General features: G+C 36.1%; 19 protein-coding genes and 1 riboswitch. Of the genes, 3 read left to right on the forward strand and 16 right to left on the reverse strand.

Annotation, left to right across the window (positions count from 1 at the left end):
- Nucleotides 1–332 precede the first annotated feature (332 nt).
- A riboswitch (SAM riboswitch) is annotated at nucleotides 333–442 on the reverse strand.
- 96 nt (nucleotides 443–538) lie between these two features.
- Nucleotides 539–1,774: an MFS transporter gene (locus HU235_RS05965; protein WP_145581081.1), complete on the reverse strand. Its 1,236-nt coding sequence runs from the start codon at nucleotides 1,772–1,774 to the stop codon at nucleotides 539–541.
- A 335-nt stretch (nucleotides 1,775–2,109) separates the two neighbouring features.
- Between HU235_RS05965 and HU235_RS05970 the strand changes: the two genes are divergently transcribed.
- On the forward strand, nucleotides 2,110–3,798 hold the full coding sequence (locus HU235_RS05970; RefSeq protein ID WP_174879611.1) for a glutamine--tRNA ligase/YqeY domain fusion protein: 1,689 nt from the start codon (nucleotides 2,110–2,112) through the stop codon (nucleotides 3,796–3,798).
- A gap of 107 nt (nucleotides 3,799–3,905) precedes the next feature.
- On the opposite strand, the gene HU235_RS05975 is transcribed toward HU235_RS05970, so the two are convergent.
- From HU235_RS05975 to HU235_RS06015, 9 genes are all read right to left on the reverse strand, one after another.
- On the reverse strand, nucleotides 3,906–5,699 hold the full coding sequence (locus tag HU235_RS05975; RefSeq protein ID WP_095300486.1) for a sensor histidine kinase: 1,794 nt from the start codon (nucleotides 5,697–5,699) through the stop codon (nucleotides 3,906–3,908).
- Between the two features lie 15 nt (nucleotides 5,700–5,714).
- Nucleotides 5,715–6,722, reverse strand: coding sequence for a BMP family ABC transporter substrate-binding protein (locus tag HU235_RS05980; protein ID WP_174879612.1), 1,008 nt, complete (start codon nucleotides 6,720–6,722; stop codon nucleotides 5,715–5,717).
- A gap of 210 nt (nucleotides 6,723–6,932) precedes the next feature.
- On the reverse strand, nucleotides 6,933–7,892 hold the full coding sequence (locus HU235_RS05985) for an alpha/beta hydrolase family protein (RefSeq protein WP_174879613.1): 960 nt from the start codon (nucleotides 7,890–7,892) through the stop codon (nucleotides 6,933–6,935).
- Nucleotides 7,893–8,022: 130 nt separating this feature from the next.
- Nucleotides 8,023–8,253 (reverse strand): excisionase family DNA-binding protein, encoded by a 231-nt coding sequence (locus HU235_RS05990; protein WP_145581086.1) that lies wholly within the window; start codon nucleotides 8,251–8,253, stop codon nucleotides 8,023–8,025.
- Between the two features lie 181 nt (nucleotides 8,254–8,434).
- On the reverse strand, nucleotides 8,435–9,250 hold the full coding sequence (locus HU235_RS05995; protein ID WP_370877260.1) for an ABC transporter ATP-binding protein: 816 nt from the start codon (nucleotides 9,248–9,250) through the stop codon (nucleotides 8,435–8,437).
- Nucleotides 9,251–9,770: 520 nt separating this feature from the next.
- Nucleotides 9,771–10,982 carry a Ger(x)C family spore germination protein gene (locus tag HU235_RS06000; protein ID WP_174879614.1) on the reverse strand — a complete coding sequence of 404 codons (1,212 nt, stop codon included), beginning with the start codon at nucleotides 10,980–10,982 and terminating at the stop codon, nucleotides 9,771–9,773.
- Entirely contained in the window at nucleotides 10,975–12,573 is a 1,599-nt protein-coding gene (locus HU235_RS06005) for a spore germination protein (RefSeq protein WP_174879615.1), read from the reverse strand. Before HU235_RS06005 ends, HU235_RS06000 begins: the two co-directional genes overlap by 8 nt.
- Nucleotides 12,570–13,685: a GerAB/ArcD/ProY family transporter gene (locus HU235_RS06010; protein WP_174879616.1), complete on the reverse strand. Its 1,116-nt coding sequence runs from the start codon at nucleotides 13,683–13,685 to the stop codon at nucleotides 12,570–12,572. The genes HU235_RS06005 and HU235_RS06010 overlap by 4 nt, the downstream gene beginning before the upstream one ends.
- Before the next feature lies 1 nt (nucleotide 13,686).
- Complete coding sequence (locus HU235_RS06015) at nucleotides 13,687–13,914, reverse strand: hypothetical protein (protein WP_174879617.1); 228 nt, start codon at nucleotides 13,912–13,914, stop codon at nucleotides 13,687–13,689.
- A gap of 210 nt (nucleotides 13,915–14,124) precedes the next feature.
- On the opposite strand from HU235_RS06015, the gene HU235_RS06020 reads away from it, so the two are divergent.
- Nucleotides 14,125–14,310 carry an aspartyl-phosphate phosphatase Spo0E family protein gene (locus tag HU235_RS06020; protein ID WP_095300477.1) on the forward strand — a complete coding sequence of 62 codons (186 nt, stop codon included), beginning with the start codon at nucleotides 14,125–14,127 and terminating at the stop codon, nucleotides 14,308–14,310.
- Nucleotides 14,311–14,496: 186 nt separating this feature from the next.
- Here HU235_RS06020 and HU235_RS06025 read toward each other — a convergent pair whose 3' ends face one another.
- Together HU235_RS06025 and hemG are read right to left on the reverse strand one after the other, a co-directional pair.
- Complete coding sequence (locus HU235_RS06025; protein WP_174879618.1) at nucleotides 14,497–15,918, reverse strand: alanine/glycine:cation symporter family protein; 1,422 nt, start codon at nucleotides 15,916–15,918, stop codon at nucleotides 14,497–14,499.
- A 245-nt stretch (nucleotides 15,919–16,163) separates the two neighbouring features.
- On the reverse strand, nucleotides 16,164–17,546 hold the full coding sequence (gene hemG, locus HU235_RS06030) for a protoporphyrinogen oxidase (RefSeq protein ID WP_174879619.1): 1,383 nt from the start codon (nucleotides 17,544–17,546) through the stop codon (nucleotides 16,164–16,166).
- Nucleotides 17,547–17,972: 426 nt separating this feature from the next.
- Here hemG and HU235_RS06035 point away from each other — a divergent pair, with 426 nt between their 5' ends.
- On the forward strand, nucleotides 17,973–18,326 hold the full coding sequence (locus HU235_RS06035; RefSeq protein ID WP_095300470.1) for a hypothetical protein: 354 nt from the start codon (nucleotides 17,973–17,975) through the stop codon (nucleotides 18,324–18,326).
- 61 nt (nucleotides 18,327–18,387) lie between these two features.
- Here HU235_RS06035 and acpS read toward each other — a convergent pair whose 3' ends face one another.
- The 4 genes from acpS to HU235_RS06055 are packed head-to-tail and all read right to left on the reverse strand — an operon-like array spanning nucleotide 18,388 to nucleotide 20,836.
- Complete coding sequence (gene acpS / locus HU235_RS06040; protein ID WP_095300468.1) at nucleotides 18,388–18,753, reverse strand: holo-ACP synthase; 366 nt, start codon at nucleotides 18,751–18,753, stop codon at nucleotides 18,388–18,390.
- Nucleotide 18,754: 1 nt separating this feature from the next.
- Complete coding sequence (gene fabZ, locus HU235_RS06045) at nucleotides 18,755–19,171, reverse strand: 3-hydroxyacyl-ACP dehydratase FabZ (RefSeq protein WP_233452144.1); 417 nt, start codon at nucleotides 19,169–19,171, stop codon at nucleotides 18,755–18,757.
- Between the two features lie 17 nt (nucleotides 19,172–19,188).
- Entirely contained in the window at nucleotides 19,189–19,935 is a 747-nt protein-coding gene (locus tag HU235_RS06050; protein WP_145581093.1) for a PIG-L deacetylase family protein, read from the reverse strand.
- A complete protein-coding gene (locus HU235_RS06055) occupies nucleotides 19,919–20,836 on the reverse strand; it encodes a glycosyltransferase family 2 protein (protein WP_170944344.1) in 918 nt (305 codons plus the stop codon). Before HU235_RS06055 ends, HU235_RS06050 begins: the two co-directional genes overlap by 17 nt.
- Nucleotides 20,837–20,839: the final 3 nt, after the last annotated feature.

A 20,839-nucleotide genomic window follows, 5' to 3' on the forward strand; every position in this document is an offset into this window, starting at 1 on the left:
AATCAAGAGTTTTCTTCCTATAAGGAACATTTGTCTTTTTATAGTAGACATTTTTGTTTTCTTTCATAGTATATGTCAAAATGACGCTACAATGATCAAGATTGTTTCTATCATATAAGAAAAGCGCAAGCGCCTTGATCAGCCCCGACAAGCATAAGGCGATTTGGAATAGAAGGCGTTCTTTGCCTTCTATTCCAAATTGGCTTATGACCTCGAGGGGCTAGGCGCTGGAGCTAGACACTAAAACTAAGTTCAAAATGTTATACTTTCTTACCTTGTAAAAAAACCTCTCTAAGATAGAGAGGTTTCACCACATGTATTAGGAGTCTCCTCTCTTATCTGTCAAAACCAATATTGATTTTGCAGGAATTAGCACCAATTCTACGTATAGAACGGTTGCTGGGCGTCATCGGGCCAGTCCCTCCGCCACTCTTGATAAGAGATATTTAGAATATGCATTTAAGAAAGAATAAATTTACTTTAATCTTGAACATGGAGAATGTCAAGAACAATTGAACCTTGGGGACTGTCCCCAATATTAAATATCAACCTTTACTTGTTTTTTCGCTGGCTTATTGAGCACTAGCGGCATGACGAGCAGTACACCTAGCAGCATAAAAATCGCGGAAATTTGATAGGAAATCGTTAAGCCGAACAGTTGCTTTAAAACACCAGCTAGCCCCATCATAATGACCATCGCTCCCATAAATAATGGTGTCATAATCCCATTTACACGGCCTACAAATGCTTCCTCTGCATTTGTTAAAATCATCGTATTAATACTGATTTGAATCGCAGGCATCATGAGACCACAAAAGAATTGAGCAGCAATGGATAGCCATAATATATTTGAAAAACCGATTATCGAAATCATTAAAGCGTTGATAATCATCCCTGCAGCAAGCATACGAATTGGTGAGATCTTTTTCGATACAGCTAATGCGATGCCACCGCCAATAATCATCGCAACCCCATTTACCGCCATAAACCATTGAAGAAATTCCTTATCCATATGTAGCTGCTGTGTAACAATAAATATCCCTAATGGCTGAATTAATCCTATCGCTAACCCCGCGACAAAGAAATTCGCCCCTAATATTGTTAAAAAGCGATTGCTTACTACATATTTAAATCCTTGAACAAGCTCTTGAATGACCGTTGTTTTTTCTCGAGAAGCTTCCACTACCTTATCAGCAGGTAAAAACATGAGCGCAAATGCCGAAAGTAAAAACATCACACCAGTAATCGCAATCGAAATTGTAATCCCAAAATTCCCATAAATAATCGTACCGATGACAGGACCGATAATCATAAATAACGCAAACATCGTTTGATATATCGACATCCCCATTTGTAATTGGGCTTCAGGTACATGCACCTTAAACAGCTTCATTCCTGATGGCTGAGAAAACTGTGACAAAATGGAGGAGATTAGCATTGCAAAAAAGACAACCTGCCAAGTTCCGACAACAAGAGTTAGCAAAACCGCAAAAACGGAAATGGAGCTTAAAATATCGCACCACACCATCGTTCGTTTCGGCCTCCAGCGGTCAGCAAACGTACCACCTATAATTGAGAAAATAAAAATTGGGGCATATTCTGCCACTGAGATTAACGAAACTGCAAAGGGATCTTCATTTGTTTGTTCCATAACAAATAATAAAACAGCAAAATTTCTAATCCAAATACCTAATTGCAAAAACAATCCTGAAAGTAATATGGCCCTTACGAACCGATTGCTAAGAAAATCTTTAAATGCTGACTCCTGACTCATTTTCCATCCTCCACTTATTCATCTATCCAAAGGTAAACACCATTGCACGATATTATCATAATTCCACTATATCCAAAAAATTCCTACTAAATCAATTCATCTTTTTAAAATTCTCTTAAAATGAATAAAATTTAACTTTGTGTGCAGAATGAGTTATCATGCAATTATATGAATTTTACTAATGAAATTAACCTTTTTCAATTCTATTGGTATAATGATATGCAGAACTTATTTTTACATAGTAAAATTGGTTTTAAAAAGATGGAAGTGTAGATCATTTGGCATCATTATTTCATCTCTTTAAACAACCTCTATAAAGAAAGGTTTGATTTGAATTGGAACACAACTCCTCAAACTTTATTAAAAGTATTATTAAAGAGGATCTTGAAACTGGTAAACGCGACTATGTATATACTCGCTTTCCACCAGAACCAAACGGATACTTACACATCGGTCATGCGAAATCAATTGTAATCAACTTTGGACTAGCTGATGATTTCAATGGAAAAACAAATTTGCGATTTGATGATACAAACCCATTGAAAGAAGATACAGAATTTGTTGAGGCAATTAAAGAGGATGTAGCTTGGCTAGGTTATGAATGGGATGGCTTATTCTTTGCTTCAGATTATTTTGAAGAAATGTATAACCGTGCATTACTGCTCATCAAGAAGGGCAAAGCCTATGTTGATGATTTAACAGCAGATGAAATAAGACAATACCGTGGAACATTAACAGAGCCTGGTAAAGAAAGTCCGTATCGCAATCGTTCAATTGAGGAAAACATCGATTTATTTGAAAGAATGCGCAAGGGAGAATTCGGAAACGGTGAAAAGGTACTCCGTGCCAAAATTGATATGGCATCACCTAATATTAATCTTCGTGACCCTGTTCTTTACCGTGTATCTCATGCGACACATCATAATACTGGTGATACTTGGTGTATTTATCCGATGTATGCTTTTGCACACCCACTTGAGGATGCAATTGAAGGAATCACACATTCATTATGTACAACTGAATTTGAAGACCAACGTCCACTTTACAACTGGGTTATTGAGGAATGTGAGATGGAGCATAAGCCTCAGCAAATCGAATTTGGTCGTCTAGGTATTACAAATACTGTCATGAGTAAACGTAAGCTAAAACAGCTTGTTGATGAAAAATTTGTTGACGGCTGGGATGATCCACGGATGCCGACAATTTCCGGCTTACGTCGAAAAGGGTATACACCTGAAGCAATTCGTGAGTTTGTAAAACATACAGGCGTATCAAAAGGATCTGGTTTAGTAGATGAAGCCATGCTAGAGCACTTCGTCCGCGAAGATTTAAAGCTAAAAGCTCCTCGAACAATGGGAATTTTAAAGCCTTTAAAGGTTGTCATTACGAATTACCCTGAAGGACAGGTTGAGATGCTTGATGCAGAAATTAATCCGGAAGTTCCTGAAATGGGAATGCGCCAAATTCCATTCTCTCGCGAAATCTATATTGAGCAAGAGGACTTTATGGAGGATCCGCCAAAGAAATATTTCCGACTTTTCCCTGGTAATGAGGTCCGCCTAAAGCATGCTTACTTCATTAAATGTGAGGATGTCATTAAGGACGAAGAGGGGAATATCGTTGAAATCCATTGTACGTATGACCCAGAAACAAAAAGCGGTACAGGCTTTACAGGTCGAAAAGTAAAAGGAACAATCCATTGGGTAGAAGCTTCACAAGCAATCCCGGCAGAATTCCGCTTATATGAACCGTTAATTTTAGATAAGCAAGATGTAGAAGATGAAGATGAAGACAGTGAAGAAGATGTGGAAGAAGAAAAAACGTTCCTTGATTATGTAAATGAAAACTCATTGGAGGTTTTACAAGGGTTTGTAGAGCCAAATATGAAGGAAGTAAAGGCACATGATAAATTCCAATTTTTCCGTCATGGCTACTTTAATGTAGACCCAAGACATTCAACGGACGAGAAAATCGTCTTCAACAGAATAGTATCTCTAAAAAGCTCATTTAAGCTACAGAAATAAATAGTGAACATAAGCGCAAGATCCTTCAACTAGCCTCGAGGGGCTAGGTTGCTCGAGCTTGATGTAAAAAAAGGGTCAGTCCCCACACTTTCGTAGGGACTGACCCTTTATTTAATTGGAATGGAAATTTGAAATGTAGTACCTTCCTCTGTACTATTAAGTAATTTAATCGATCCTTGATGGTTTTCGATGATCCTTTTTACAATCACTAACCCTAAGCCTGTCCCATTTTCTTTAGATGTAGAAAATGGCTCAAACATCGTTTCACGTACTTGTTCTGGGATACCAGGACCATTGTCCCTCATATATATTTTGTAGAAGTTGTCCTCTACTTGTGACGTAATAGAGATTTTTCCCTTTCCACCCATTGCCTCGATACTGTTTCGAATCATATTATGAAATACTTGCTTTATTTGCTTTACATCGACATTTACTGGAGTTTGATTTAGTTGGATTGAAAAATGGATATCCTCTGATGACTCAACGATTAAAGGTAAAAATTCCTTAATAATCTCTTCAATATAGACCTCTTTCGTAATTGGAGCACCTGGCTTTGATGTTAATAGCATTTCTTCAATAATAACATTGATTCGCTCAATTTCCTTCATAATCAGTGGTAAGTGAAACTGGTCTTTATTACTTTCTGATAATGATTGATTCATCAAAGATAAAAAGCCATGGACAACAGCAAGCGGATTTCGAATTTCGTGTGCAGCATCTGCAGCCATCTCCCCAACAAGAGCTAGCTTTTCTGATTGGTGCATCCGTTTTTCTAATTCCTCAGTCTCTGTAATATCGATAAAATTAATGACTCTTCCGATTGTATCCTGCTTTTGATCAACTAACCCGACTTGAGAGACTAATAGAATTCGTCTCTCATCGTTGGCTTGAAATGTTACCTTTGTATGCTTATACGATTCTTTAGCAGCAACAATTTCCCAGAACTCCTGATTCTCACCTTCTGCTTTTGTAAATAAAAAGGTTTTCACCTGTTCTTCATCAAGGTTTAGCAAATGCTTAGCTGTATTATTTAATGTAATATCCCTTTTTTGATCATTGAGCGTTATTATTCCGACTGATAATGAATTCAATATTTGTTCTCGGTAGTTTTTATCATTTAAAATTGTATTAAACGAATCCTTCAATCGACTCGACATTGTGTTAATTGAATTCGTTAATTGTCTAAGCTCGATTTGATCATTTATTGATCCAAGTGACATACCGTAATGCCCTTTTGCAATTTTATCAACCTTGCTGATCATGTTTTCAATTGGCTTCGTAATGTTAGCGCTCATTCGATAAGAAACAATAATAGAGAAGAAAACAGCCCCAATCGAAAGGCAAATGAGCAGCCATAAGGACCCTTTAATGATCTCGGAAAAGGAGCTTGATTTACGATTTAAATTTCCAATGGATTTATTCTTTTCTACGATAATCTTATCTTGTAACTGATCAAGCTTCGGAAGAAATTCTGTTTTTATATAATCCTCAGCTGAAGCATGATCATTTACATTCAACAAGCCTCCAACTCTATCATCTAAATCAAAATCTAACAAATCAATCTCACTCTTAATTTTTTTTAAGCTACTTGGCAGTTCCTCTGCTTCCGTCTCTTCCTTAACATCCGCAACATATGCTTGATATTCTGCTATAAAGGTACAGCATGAATTGGATTTTATAGAGCTCGTTACAATATGCTCCCTTATCGATAGCTCCTCACTAAATTTTGATAACCAGAGCAGCTCGGGAATATTCTCCTCTTGAATGTTATTACTAACTTTCGTAATATCCTCAATTGAGTGAACGAGGATCAGACCGAAACTACTATATAAAAGTGTAATAAAAAGGAGAACTGTGATAATTTTCAATCGAAATGTCATATTTCCTACTAAATCCCTCATCACAATTCCCCTCACTTAGTTAAATTTTAACTCACCAATTTTGTATTTCATTCTTTGGTCTTTTATATATTCAATATCCTCTTCATCAAACATTGGTCCAAATGGAGCTAATTCATAAACACCATGACTACTATTAAGCATTCTTCCTCCTGGTGGAATGCCCTCTTCACTAAAATAATCATTCATAATCGCGATATATGCCTGTGAAACATCGTTCATTACACTTGTTAATACATAATTTTTCCCCATATATGATTGATCGTCAAGATATCCAATTACATAAATACCTTCTTTTTTTGCTAGACTAATAACATCACGATTATATAGATTTCCCTTACTATATATTACATCGACACCCTCTGCTATTAGCTCTCTCATAATTTCTGTCGCCTTTTTACCATTATCCCGATCCCCAACAACTCTATAATAAAAGGTTGCATCAGGTTTATAGTGACGAAGAGCATTTTCAAATTCTGGATTTATGTCTCTACTCTCTATAGAATCGATTAAACCGATTTTATTTGATTTTGTCACTAATGTTGCAGCTAAGGCAGCAAAATACTCGATTTCACCTTGATCAAATGTATAGACAGCTTGATTTTTATATTTTGCATAACCATGGATTGTAACAAATTTAATATCTGGGTAAGATAGAGCTAGCTTTTCGAACGAAGGAGAGAATTCCCGACCATGTCCAATAATAACTTTTGAACCGTTATGAATCGCTTCAGTAACAGTTTTCATTATCGATTTTTTTGTCGAAATTCCACTATAAATAGCTACAGTAACTGGAAATTTTTCTTCAATTTTTAATTTTCCCTTATATGCTAAGCTTCCCCAGCTTTGATCTGTTAAAGTCCCTGAAGCGATAATTGTTACTTCCGGCTTTTTTATGTTATGAATATTTGATACTTCAATTTCCTTTATTATCCCGTTTGTTTTCAAAATCATTGTTCCAATAATAATGATAACAACAATCACGGTGAAGGTGGCTATCATTCTATGAAGTTTTGATTGCTGCATCGCCTTTTCTCCCCTTAAAACAGTTCCATTATCCTATTCCATTATAGCGAACAAATATGTTATAAGCTACAAATTTCTAAAAACTTTCTACATTCTTCGACAAATTCTACTATTATCATCTACTATCTATTATTCGTAGTAATCCCTTAAGTATAGGCATAGAAAAACCCAGTAATTGACTAAATCACTGAGTTTAAAGGCATCATTCATTTACTTCAAAGATGTTAACCAAATCTTTAATTGCTGCATAAGTTCCTCATGTATCGGCGCTGTTGCTCCTTGTTTGTACTGTTTCATTAAGTTTAAAACTGTTTTTTCACCTTTAAATTCTTTTAGCATATGATTCATATTTTTAATGATTACAGTCTTAATCGTTTCATTTCCTAGATCTTCAACGACTTTTAAATCATCGACATTTGCTTGAACATCCTTATCACCCGTTACTGCAAGTATCGGGCATGTGGCATGCATTAAATCATGAAGAACCTCTTCTGTACGATAACGAAAATGCTCCCGAAACCATTTTGCAGGCATCCTTTTCAATTTGTACTTCACGAAATCAGTTGTCGATTGTTCCATTTTGTTAAAGAGCGCATTAGTCTGATTCAAGATTTTATCTTCTTTTACAAGAATTCTTAATAGCTTCCCTTTCAAGCCTCTAAGTCGTTTAATTTCTTCGAGCATTTGCCGGTTTTGATAAATTATTGGATCCTTTAAATTTGTTCCTGCCCCAGCAATTAAAATTAATCCAGCAACAGGCATCGTTGCATTAACCTTTGTTGCTAAGACACAGCCTTCACTATGGCCCAGTAGCATAATTTTATCTGGATCAACTTGTGGGTGCTGTTTCAAGAAGGTGATCATCGTCTTTATATCGTCGACTAATTCTGTCATTCCTGTCTTGAGCAGGTCACCTTCACTTTCACCGACTCCTCTTTTATCATATCTTAACGTGATAAAATCTAATTCAGTCAGAAAATGTGCTAAGTCTTTATATAAATTCGTAACAAGTGGCGGCTTTTTCATATTCCCATCCCTGTCTGCACCGCCTGATCCACTAATGATGATAATAGCAGGATACCTGGCTAATCCTGAGGTAGGAATAGCAACGGTTCCCTTGAGCATGACATCACCTTTTACTTGAATCTGTTCCTCTCTTAATCTCCCCATTAAATTGTTGCCCCTTTTCAAATAATGTTATTATTATCAATAATGATAACATTATTTTTGTTAAAGAAATAGCCTTTTTAACAAGACTAGGAGCAGAAGTTATTCAGGGCGGCATAAAGAGATTCTTTGCTTAATCCTCATCCTTTATATCAATGTCCTCAGGTATAGGCTCTTTCATATACTCATCATATAATCGTTTATATTTCTCTAATTGCTCAAAATGAGTTTGAAATTGATCTTTATAAATTAAATATTGCTCCCCGTCAAATAAAGCTCTAATCTTCTTTTGAAGGACTAAGCTTCTCACGATTTCCTCGGGTAATGACAAATATTCTGCAGTTTCTTGAATCGTTAAATACATCTGATTCACCTTACTTTTTTCACCAATTATATCATATGTTTATGAAAGGAATGAGAAAAACACGTGCACTTTAAATCAAAAGGCACGTTCTTTCTTTCAATTCACTTGTGTTGTAGTTACAGAGAGAAGCTAGGCGCTGTAAAAAGCAGAAGCCCCTCACTCAATTTGGAAAATACTTTTATTAGATGCTCATCTTAACTCTTTCAAGTACTTCCTGCTCCTTTGTTAACCCATAAGGTAAGCATAGTGGCAGCCCTGTACGCGGATCAGGAATGATATCACTTTTTACTCCGAATACTTCCTCAAGCACTTCCTCCGTCATGACCTCAAATGGTGTTCCGCTTTTCACAACTGTCCCTTTTTTGATCGCGACAATATGGTGTGCATAACGACTTGCATGATTTAAATCATGAACAACCATAACAATCGTCCGACCTTGTTCTTTATTTAATTTCTCTAGTATCGTTAATACTTCAATTTGATGGGCCATATCAAGAAATGTCGTCGGCTCATCTAGAAATAAAATCGGTGTCTCCTGTGCCAACGCCATCGCAATCCAAGCACGTTGACGTTGACCACCTGACAATTGGTCAATAGGACGATCGGCAAATTCAACAATCCCTGTCATTTCCAATGCTGAATAAATAATTTCCCGATCAGCATTTGTTAAAGCTGCCATCCCACGCTGATGTGGAAACCGGCCAAATGTAACGAGCTCATAAACCGTTAATCCCTCTGGTGCAGTTGGATTTTGAGGTAAAATCGCTAATTGCTTAGCAATCTCCTTTGTTTTTTGCGTATGAATCGCTTTTCCATCTATCGTTACAATTCCACTTTTCGGCTTCATTAACCTGGCGATTGTTTTTAAAATCGTTGATTTCCCTGAACCGTTCGCACCGACTAAAGCAGTAATTTCTCCATTTGGAATGACAATATTTAAATCCTTTACGATTAACCGTTCTTCATATCCTATATTTAAATTTTCAGTCGTGATCACGTTTATCACCTCTGCCTTCTAAAAAATACATTGTTGCCTTGCTAGAAAATATAAAAAATATCGATACTAATAAAAGCCATCTTAAAAATTTCATACAGCTATATTAATCTCTCTCGATTTGTATTTGCAATAATTACAAACTTCTGTTCTTCTCTAACGGTATGACAAAAAATGTGGATACACCTAATGTTCTTGCATAAATCATACCAAAAAAACTTCCCTAGTACAGGTTAATGACTATCACCTAAGCTTAAATACAACTGTTGGTATTGATAATCATTATCACCATCTATAATATCAACCCTCTCATTAATTGTCTATATGATTCGAGTTCTTTTCCCCAATTGACTTTGAGAGGGAGATGCTATCTTGTTTTTACATAAGGGTATAAGATTTTTTGTAACTTTATAACTAGAAAATACAAGCAGGAATTATCCTAAATATATCGAAAATTGAATGATGGGATTTTGGGAATAATTAAATTTGGCGTAACACCTTATCAGGTGGCGTGACGACTTAATTATTCCCCCCTTTTTAAATCTGTTTTAAAGCTTTTATTTCTAAAGCCTCCACGAAGCAGAGTAATATTAACGTGTACATCCAAATCTGCTCTTGCAAATTCTTTATCCCAATCAGCTTTTACTTCCTTAAACTTTTTCGGATTTGTTTGATTTAATCGATCGCCGAATCCATAAATATCACTGCCAAAGTCTTCTTGAACTTTCTTTATGGAATCAGTTATTTCTTTTTTTACTTGCTTGTTCAAGTTTTTTTCATATTCCTGATAAACATCCAAATTTGTTAAATCTCTCGTACATTCATTTCCTTGAATATTTGCTTCTCCGTATATATCAACATGAAGCTTAGGCATATTATGCTTATATGTCGTCTTTATGTTCGTTTTCGTTCGGATAATTCGAAGATCTAAGAACGTTTCATCTTCTTTCTTCTTCTCATTACAAGGAACAGCTATACTTGTTTGTTGTAGTCTTTGCGTCCAAAAGTAGTTTCTTGTATCGGTAACTGTAAGTGAACCGACCATTTTATCATTATTAAAAACAGCAAGTCCATCGATATAGACAAGTGCTTCCGGATCTAATGATTTGTTGTTTTCTGTTTTTTTCCCTTTATCAACATCCCCCTTTAGTTTAACAATAATCGCAACCGGGTTCCGACCTTTTGATATAATTGAGGAAATAAAATCAGTTAGTTTAACAGAAGGGTCACCGCCCCATTCCCTTTGCATTGATTCTGTTTGTTGATGCAGTTTTAAGGATGGACTTTTTTGGATCGGATATACGATTCTCGTAAAATCTGCAGCCTGATCTCCTTTTGTAATAATGATTCTAAAATCATTGCGAAATTGTCCACTTCTTTCAAGGAAGTCTAAAAAACCGAGCAATCCTTTTTTAGCAATTTCTTCATTGATAAATAGAACCCTCGTATGGGAATAAACAAGCTGCTTCGTTAACCCGATATTCATTTTATTTGTCAGCTCGGCAATGGAATCCCCTTCAAGAGAATAAGTAATAACCGGGGCATCTCCTTGTGCACTCTGTTTTCCGAACTCTGCTGCATTTGCGACTTCAACAGTTAATTTATATTTTTTCTTTTCGCCCGGATCGACCGCAATCCCTGTCACGATCGATATATCATTTAACTCACGTCTATCCCAGCAACCTGTTAGAAAAACAATCATACATAAAAAGATAATAATGATCCTTTTATCCATTGTTTTCATCCCCTTTATTTGGACTAGGAGGCTTTGGCTGTGATTGATTTTTCATTTTAACCGGTGCTGCAGTTCTTAAATAGGACGGACGTGTCGTGTTCGTCCAAAATGGAAATCGAGCAAATACATCCTTCTGATCCTTTAATTTAAAAGGAGCAACAGGTGTTAAATAAGGAACGCCAAATGACCGTAAGCCAACGAGATGAGTTACCATGACGACAAGGGTCAAAAGGATTCCGTATAACCCCATGATGGATGCCATGAGAATTAAAATAAAGCGGATTAATCTTGCTGCAATCGAAAAGTTAAAGACAGGTGATACAAAGCTTGCAATTGCAGAAAATGCAACAACAATAACTAATACATTTGACACTAATCCAGCTTCAACAGCCGCTTGTCCGATAACTAATGCCCCTACAATCGATAGCGTTTGCCCAACAACTCGAGGCATCCTAATTCCAGCCTCTCGCAAAACCTCAAATGTAAACTCCATAATTAACAATTCAATAACGGCAGGAAACGGCACACTTTCCCGTTGTGATTGTATATTAATTAGAAGTGTTGTTGGGATTAGCTCCTGATGATACGTAACGATCGCTACATATAAAGAAGGTAAAGTTAACGTAATCATAAAGGATACATAGCGAATCACTCGAATAAACGTTGTTAAAAAGTAAGGCTGATAATAATCCTCTGATGATTGAAAAAAATCCGTAAATACCGCTGGAGCAATTAAAACAAATGGTGTCCCTTCAAGAAAGATTGCAATTTTCCCTTCAAGAATATTTCCACTCGTGCTATCAGGCCGCTCAGTGTTAAATAAAAGCGGAAAAAAAGTGTAGCTTGAATCTGTTATTAGCTCCTCGATATTCCCAGTATCTAATAGTGCTGATGCCTCAATTTTTTTTATCCGACTTCTTAGCTCTGATAAAATATCTTCATTTACAATCTCCTTCATATAACAAAGTGCAAGCTTCGTATTTGAATCATTTCCAACAACAAATTCCTCAAAGACTAACCGGGGATTTTTGATCCTTTTTCTCACTAGCCCCATATTTACTTGCATATCTTCAACAAAGCTATCTTTCGGTCCACGAACGATCGTCTGTGTACTCGGTTCCGTAATGGACCGCTTTTCCGTTCCTCCAATATTTAGCGCCAATGCTCGCTTACATTTATCTATCATTAATATCGCGGAACCATTTAACATTTCCCAAATGACCTGGCTTAATGAATCCACATATTCATAGGAAACAGCCGGAAAAAAAGTCTCTCTAATACTTTCTATACTTTTAACTTCTACATCTCTTTTATAGGCATCTCTTAATGGCTCAAGTATTTGCGAATTTAAATCATTTTTACTTAATGTAGTCGTTAAATAGCATAGATAAGCATCTTGGTGGCCAATTTTCAAAGGAACTTTTTTAAAATCTACTGTTTGATGAAAAACATTTTCTAAGCTTTTTATATTCTTTTCTAGAGCAGAATCATATTTTTTGGGGATATTTTCCTTATCAAAAAGCTCCTTTTCTGCAGTTCTATTGCTATATTTGTTTTTTCTCCTTTGAAACAATGCTGATAAAATGCTCATTGGTTAGACTCCTTCTTCTGTTTTTTCTTCGCCTTCCAAAATAAAAAAGGAAGAATAAACAACGGGATTCCAAATTGTAACGGAAGATGGATATATAATGGAACAAACTTTAAACCTTCGATGATATGTTCCCGATAGCTACTAGCGATTTCAATTGATAAAAAAGCAATAATCGCTCCTAACGGAAGGGTAAATGAACGATGCGTTTTATGTGTTAGCGCCTCAATCCCCTTCAATCCGCAATAAAAAAAGATACTGACCTTTACAATTACGCCGAACATAATCGTAAAGACGATTAAGATATCTACTCGCTCAATAAAGTCTAGTAGCGATATTTCCCGTGCCGCATTAAGCAACGGAAAATTTGTCCGCTCCTTTAAATTAACACCTAAAGTTGCAATTTGAATGATCGCACTATATGTTAATAAAAATCCACTTGTTAGGACGGCAATGATACTTGTCGAAGTCACTTTTTCATTTGTTATCACCTTTGAAAAAATACACATAAAGGCTATCGATTCACCAAAAGGAAAGGTAATGATCCCTGGAAAGATTGCATTCATAACAGGCTTAAAACCATCCCCTAACACAGGCTGTAAATTATGGAAATCCATTTCACCTGATAATAATAAAAATAGCCCGATAAACACGATAAATGTGAGCACATATGGAAAAAACACTTCACTCGTTCGTCCTAATACTTCAACACCTTGGTGAAGAATATAAACGATTGTTAAAATCATTGTGATTGAGATAAACTCAATTGGTGTAAATTCAAAAATAGAGGAGACAATTAGTTCGTCAAAATCTCTTAATACCCTTGCTGATAAATACAAGAAGTAGATGACATAAAGAAAGATAAGCGGCTTACCTATCCATTTACCAAAGCAAAAGAGGATGATTTCAAATAGATTTTTGCCTGGTAGCTTTTTTAATATAAACAAATAATACCAAATAATTGCCACTCCTATAATGGTTCCAATGATGACCGCTATCCAGGCATCACCCTTTGCTTCATTACCGATCCCAACTAAAACAGCACTTCCAACCTGAAAACCGATAATTAAGATATATAACTGCCAAATCGATATTTTTTCTACATTTTCATTCATCTTACGATTGTTTCCTATTCTTTTTAATCTTTTCCTTTACATCTGCAACAACTGCAAATAGCAAGCCGAATAGTAAAAATGATGTTACCATCCATTCATTTGTCCCTTTATCAATTGAAAGTAAATGAATGTATTCTTTTAATAAGTAACTTTTATAGATATAGGTATCTCCGACTGAAGTAAGTGTTGATGTACACAAAAACAGCAGTATAAAAATGAATACTCTCAACCTCATCATCCTACTTTTATAAATTTCAGTACGATTTTCTCAAAACTTAATATGTGCAAAAGAAGGAAAAATTAGTCCATATGTGGAAATATGTAGGAAAAATTATTTTTTTGTCTATTGCATAGAACAATTGTCGAAACCATTTCAAAAATTAATAAAATCATTAATAATATAAATATTAGTTAATATCTTTTACAGGAGAATTAAAAAATGAATACAAATATTAACTCTGATTTATCATATAAAATTAATCTCGTTCGTAAATTGATGGTTGTCACCGCAGAAACAAAGGGGTTTACAAATCCAGAAACGATAAAATATAGCGAGGAATTGGACAAGCTTATTCTTGAAACACAGCTTATCGGTTATTACAATAAAGCTGCAGTTAATGGATAAATCTAGATTAACACCTTACTTTTAGCTCCTCATCAAGATTGTCTTCATTTTAGTAGCTATTACAAAATACAAATCCCTATCATTTATAACTATTAAGACTCCTTATATATAAGGAGAAGATATGAGCATCTGATTAAATAAAAAACCTTAGCCCATATAAGAGCTAAGGAATTTTTCATAAAAAATTTATTTGCTATCAAGATTTTCTTTATCTGACAAGCTGCCCCATGCTTCAACATTTTTTAAGCCTTTAATATTTGATACATGGAATACTGGATTCTTTCCGTTCTTTTTTTGCTTGATATAATCGTTTAGCGCTTTTATCGCAATATGGCCTAATAGCACAATCGCAATCATATTAATAATTGCCATTAGTCCCATCATTAAATCAGCTAGGCTCCAAACAAAGCTTAAAGAAGCAAGTGAGCCGAATGCAACCATTGCAACGACGGCAATTCGATAAATATTCAACCAAAGTTTATTAGTACTAATAAAATCAATATTTGTTTCACCATAGTAATAGTTTCCAACGACAGAACTAAAGCAGAACAATAGGACGATGATCGCTAAGAAAATGCCGCCCCATGAACCTAATAATTGATCTAATGCATTTTGTGTCAAGACAATTCCATCGCTTTCCTTTGACGTGTATAGTCCTGAAAACAAAATGATAAATGCTGTTGAGCTACAAATTAATAACGTATCAACAAAAACACCAAATGATTGGATTAAGCCTTGTTTAACGGGGTGTGTAACATCTGCTGTTGCAGCTGCATTTGGCGCACTACCCATTCCAGCTTCATTTGAAAATAAGCCGCGTTTAATCCCATTCATCATCGCTGCCCCTAAAGCTCCTCCAGCAACTTCACTTAGACCAAATGCACTCTTAAAAATAAGAGCTATAACACTTGGAAGCTCTGTAATATTTACAATCATAATAAAGAGGGCAATGATAATATAACCGCCAGCCATGACAGGTACAATCACTTCAGAAACCTTTGCAACGCTTTTTAATCCCCCGAAAATGATAATTGCTGTAATAACTGAAAGGACAACAGCAATTAAAACTTTATTTATCCCAAATGACTCATTTAATGCACTCGTAATTGTATTCGCTTGAACAGAATTAAATGCTAAACCAAAAGTTAAGGAAATTAATACCGCAAAAACAATACCCATCCACCGTGCATTCAACGCTCTTTCCATATAATAGGCTGGTCCACCACGGAACGTATCTCCATCTTTAACCTTGTAAATTTGTGCCAATGTGCTTTCAATAAATGCAGAGGCTGATCCTATTAAGGCGATCAACCACATCCAAAACACAGCCCCAGGACCACCTGTCGTAATTGCAATTGCAACACCGGCAAGATTTCCTGTCCCTACACGTGAGGCAGTACTAATACAAAATGCCTGAAACGATGATATTCCCTTTTTATCAGCGTTTACCCCTTCGCCTAACAAGCGAAACATTTCCGGAATCATCCGAAACTGGACAAATTTAGTACGAAACGTAAAATAAAGACCGATACCGATTAACATAATTATTAAAACATATGACCATAATAACGTGTTTGTTCCATTAATAATCGCTTCAATAATTTTCATTCGCAACACCTCTTATCTCTAATTGTATTCTCGACATTATAGAAATATCTATATGAAGTTATTATTTTACCATATATACTTCATTTTCGGAACTTCACACCTTTTTTCTGTAACCCTCCGTTAGACCTGATTGTAGATTTCTGCTTTAGGCATTTACGCAAGGAAGCAATAGTATTCATAAATATAAAAAAACTATTTGAGCATAGGTCTCCCCATACCAAATAGCTTTACTTTTTTATAACAAATTATAATCGTTCAATGATTCTATTGGCAGTTTGAACACCATTTTCAATACAGTCTGGGATGCCGACTCCATAATAGGAACAGCCTGCTAGCATTAGCCCAGAATATGCTTCGCTTAACTTTTGCTCCAACGCTTGAACTGTTTGAGGATGTGTAATTTGATAAGTCGGCATATTATTAGACCAATTCGTTACAATGCTTTCAACAGGATCGGCTGTTAACTGCATTGCTTTTTTCACATCAGCAAGTGCTACTTCAACTAGCTCTTGCTCACTCATCTTCTGAATAGCAGCAAAGGAGCGATGACTGCTTTTATAAAAGAGCCTTACAAGTAAATGATGATTTTTCGATGTATGTGACCATTTTTTACTTGTCCATGTACAAGCATTGCAGGATAATTCACTGTCATTAGCCGTAATAAACCCAGTTCCCTCTTTAGGAAGCAGGCTATCAGGCAGCTGAAATCCAAGGTATACACTAATTAGTGAGCTTGTTTTCAAGTTAGCAAAATGCTCTGTTAATTGCTTATCATTTAACAGTTGCTCTGCAGCATGGTGAGGAATGCTTAGCACGACGTAATCTGCCTCAATGACTTTTCCCTGTGAAGATACAATTTTATAGCGATCATTGATTTTCTCCAAGCTCTTTGCCTGCCAGCTTGTATGCACATCAACATCAACAAGCTTAGTCTCCATTGTATCAATTAATGTGCTTAAGCCATCCTTGAAGGATAGAAATTTCTTTTCCCCATTGCTTTGAAATTTTTCCTTATTTGCTTCAAACCCTTTTATAATACTTCCATAATTGTTTTTATACTGCAAAATATACGGAAGGGTGGAAGCAATCGTTAAATCATGTAAGGACCCTGAGTAGACACCAGATAGTACAGGAGCAATTTGCTTTTCGACTATCTCATGTCCAAGAAAATATTCAAGAAAATCACCGATTGAATCATTTTCTGTAAATGACTCATTTTTCGTATAAAAGTCCTTTAAAGCTTCTACCTTTCCCTTTGCAGATACTAACGTACTAGAAGCAAGTGATTCAATACTTGCCGGTATCCCAAAAACAGAATCAGACGGAATCGGTTTGATCTCACCATCAGTAAAGATGAACGAGCTTCCTGTTGCATTGTATACAATCTCATTTTGCAAGCCAAGTTCATCTAAAAAAGAATCATTCACCTTCCGAGATACAATTGAATCTGCTCCCGTTTCCATAATAAACTCGCCTTTCTTCTCGGTGCTAATTTTCCCACCAAGATGGTCTGCTGCTTCCACTAAAACCAATTGAACATCTGATTCATTTTCCGTTTTCCACTTTTGCAGCTCATACATCGCTGATAAGCCAGTTATACCTCCACCTATTACTAAGACTGTTTTCATAGCATACACCTCTAATTTAGCCATTTCATAACAAATGTTCATTCTTTAAGCTCTTTCGTAAGCTTGTTGCCTTTGATTAGTAGTCGTATTGGTGATTCCTTGTGCAGCCATATCCTACGCATCTCGACTTACTCTCTTAAAACAACAATTGTTTAGAAAAGGAGACTTCTTAAAAAACCCGTTATCACATACATATAGTATAAAATCTTTTTATCATTAAATTTGTGATATTTTTCACAATTTTATGTAAGCCTTTCATCATCTCTAACATAAAATAAGCATACCTTCTTATCTAATAAGTTGTCCACCCTGACACTTTAGAAAGAAAAAGTTGAAAATTATAACTGTTTTTCCATTCATATCATAAAATGACAATGGTATGATATAGATAGATGGATTACATTTAATAGGGAGTGAAACTAAAGATTGAAGTATTATAGTAGTTTTATTACTGCAGTATTGCTTACAAGTCTTTCATATTTTTTAGGCGATATCTTTTTAACAAAAGGATTATCAATTTGGCATGCGATTATCATCGGGGCGTGTGTCGTCACTTTAGGAGCCGTCGTTGAAAAGCTTAATTCACCTATGTGGCTAATCATTTTAACCCCTTTCCCTGTAGGAATGGGCCTATTGTTCCTATTCTTAAACGAGTCTTTCATGCAATGGTTCATCACCTATGCTCTAACATTATTGATTTATGTCGTCATTCATGTTGTCGCAAGCAGACTTTTCCGGTTTCATTCTCTTATTCCTGCATGGAAGCTATCAAAATCTTAAACTGCTAATGAAAAGGCTGTTTCTAAGGGTCAGACCCCTTTAAAACAGCCTTTCACTATACTTATTCCCTCTCTAATATGCAATAGGTTGCTGCTAAAGCTTTCGTATGGGTAATGGAAAGATGAATTTTCTCATGATATTTTCCATAGATGAAAGCACGTGGCTGGCCGTTTTCCATCGGGATTACCTCAATATCCTTTAACGTTAACCTTTTTTGTATCCCGGTGCCAATCGCTTTACTGATCGCCTCTTTTGCAGAAAATCTCCCAGCTAGCCACTCTACCCTTCTTTGCTGATTTTTAATGTGTGAGAAAATAGCTGTTTCCTTTTCTGTGAGAATCAGCTTAATAAATTGATGATGATACCTTTCAAGCAGCCTTTCGATTCGTGAAGTTTCAACGATATCGAGCCCAATTCCTTGAATCATATTACTCCTCCACATTTTCGAAGTAATAGGTTACCTCTGCCTTTGCAACTACTTTGCCATCAACGCTTCCTTTAACTTCAACCTTTGCATATTGACCAAATTCTTTTATTTTTGTCGCCTCTGTAACAAGCTGATCCCCTGGTCTTACAAAATGGATAAATTTTGTCTTATCAACTCCTACTAAGAAGCCCTTTTCCTTTTCGGAAAACATCAGTCCACCAATTTGCGCCATCGATTCAATAATTAATACCCCTGGAAATATTGGATTTTCAGGAAAGTGACCGTTAAAATAAGGCTCATTAAACGTAATGTTTTTATAGCCCTTTATCCATTTATCAGGCTCTCTTTCGACGATCCGATCAACAAGTAAAAACGGATAACGATGATTCAGCTTGGTCATGATCTCTTTAATATCCACAGTAACTCTCCTTTATACTAAACCTCGATTTGTTCATTAGTGATTTGCCTTGTTAGTTTTTCCACATATCTTTGCTCATCTGAACGGTGAAAGGCTTCCATATGGGTAATCCCACGAATCGGGATTGAAGAAACTCGGTACATATTTAATCCTGCCATAATTTCCTGATAGGAGATTAGCTTTAATTGCGATTCATAAAATGATAGCAATTCTTGTTTTCTATGAAACTGCTTCGTTATATTTACAACCGTATTTGGTCGTAATGGTGCCCACACCTCATATTCCCAAATCATTCGTTCGGCATTGCCATTTTCTTTTATACAGGCAAAAAACAATAGATTCGTCATAAAATGATCGCGATGGGTGTCATGGGAATGAGGAATAAAGACATCTGTTGGCTGAAATTCTTCCATTATGTCTATTAATTGACGACGTTTCGTTTCTTCTGGTATATAATCTCCATCCTTACAGCCAAGAAAAGAATAGGTAGCTCCTAGCTGCTCGCAAACTGTAGCTGCCTCCATCATTCTAATCTCAACAATTTCCTCGATCGTTTGCTCCCTTGATCTCCCTTTACTTCCGTCAGTTATAAAGACGATATGCACCGGATTTCCAACTTCAATATGCTTTACGATCGTTCCACCTGGTCCAATAATCTCATCATCTGGATGTGGGGCCAGAACTAGCACCCGCTTCCCTGTTGTGATTTTCATCAGCTGTGGCCGTTTATGTGTATCACTAAACGCTTCAAGAATTCGTTGCATAGACAACTTCCTTACTTTCCTTTTTCGTTAAATGGGCATTTGGGCGAAAATAAATCTCTTGTTCAGTACATGTTGGCTCTTGTTTCATGACAATCCGGTATAAATCAGACATTGAAATTTTCCCTGTTACATAATCAACATAAGCTTTAACTTCCCGTTCAAATGCTGATTTTTTATAAAAATACAAAACATTTTCAAGTAGTTGGGGACGATTAATTTGCTTTCGGTGATCAAGATGAAAGGCTTTCGCTTCATCTAAATAGCGGAATTTACCACCTGCTTGATGAAACCGAAACGCGAGCTCATGATCCTCGACACCCCAGCCTTTAAACCGTTCATCAAAGCCATTCACTTGTTTAAACATTGAAATCGGAAAGGAAACATTCGCTGCAACCATACATACCCAAGACAATGCAGCTTGCTTGTTGCTCCATTCATAAAAATATCGTCCGAGATTAACGAGCAAGTCCTCCTCCTGGAGATTCGCTAATGTAGCAAAGTCAGCACCAGCATGCTTTTCTGCAATAAATCTCTCTACTTTATCACTAGAAATATTTAAGATTTCACCTATATAAATACCTTCTTGCTCCTGCTGTGCAGCTAAATGGTGCTCGATAAAACGAGGAAGGACGACCATATCATCATCTAAAAAGAGCACATATTTTGAACGAGCCTGCTGCATCCCTGTATTTCTCGCAGCACTTCTTCCCCTATTTGCTTGGTGAATAACCTTCAACCAGTCATAGTCAAGCTGCTCCAAAAATAACCTTGTCCCATCTGTAGAACCATCATTCACAACATAAACAGTTGTGTCTCTTAAGCATGATTGCTTAGCTAATGCACCTAGCGTTTCCTCTAATCTTTCTCTCTGGTTATACGTTGGAATCACAATGCTTAACAACGA

Origin of the sequence: Metabacillus niabensis (assembly GCF_902829255.1) — a bacterium.
GTDB lineage: Bacteria > Bacillota > Bacilli > Bacillales > Bacillaceae > Metabacillus > Metabacillus niabensis.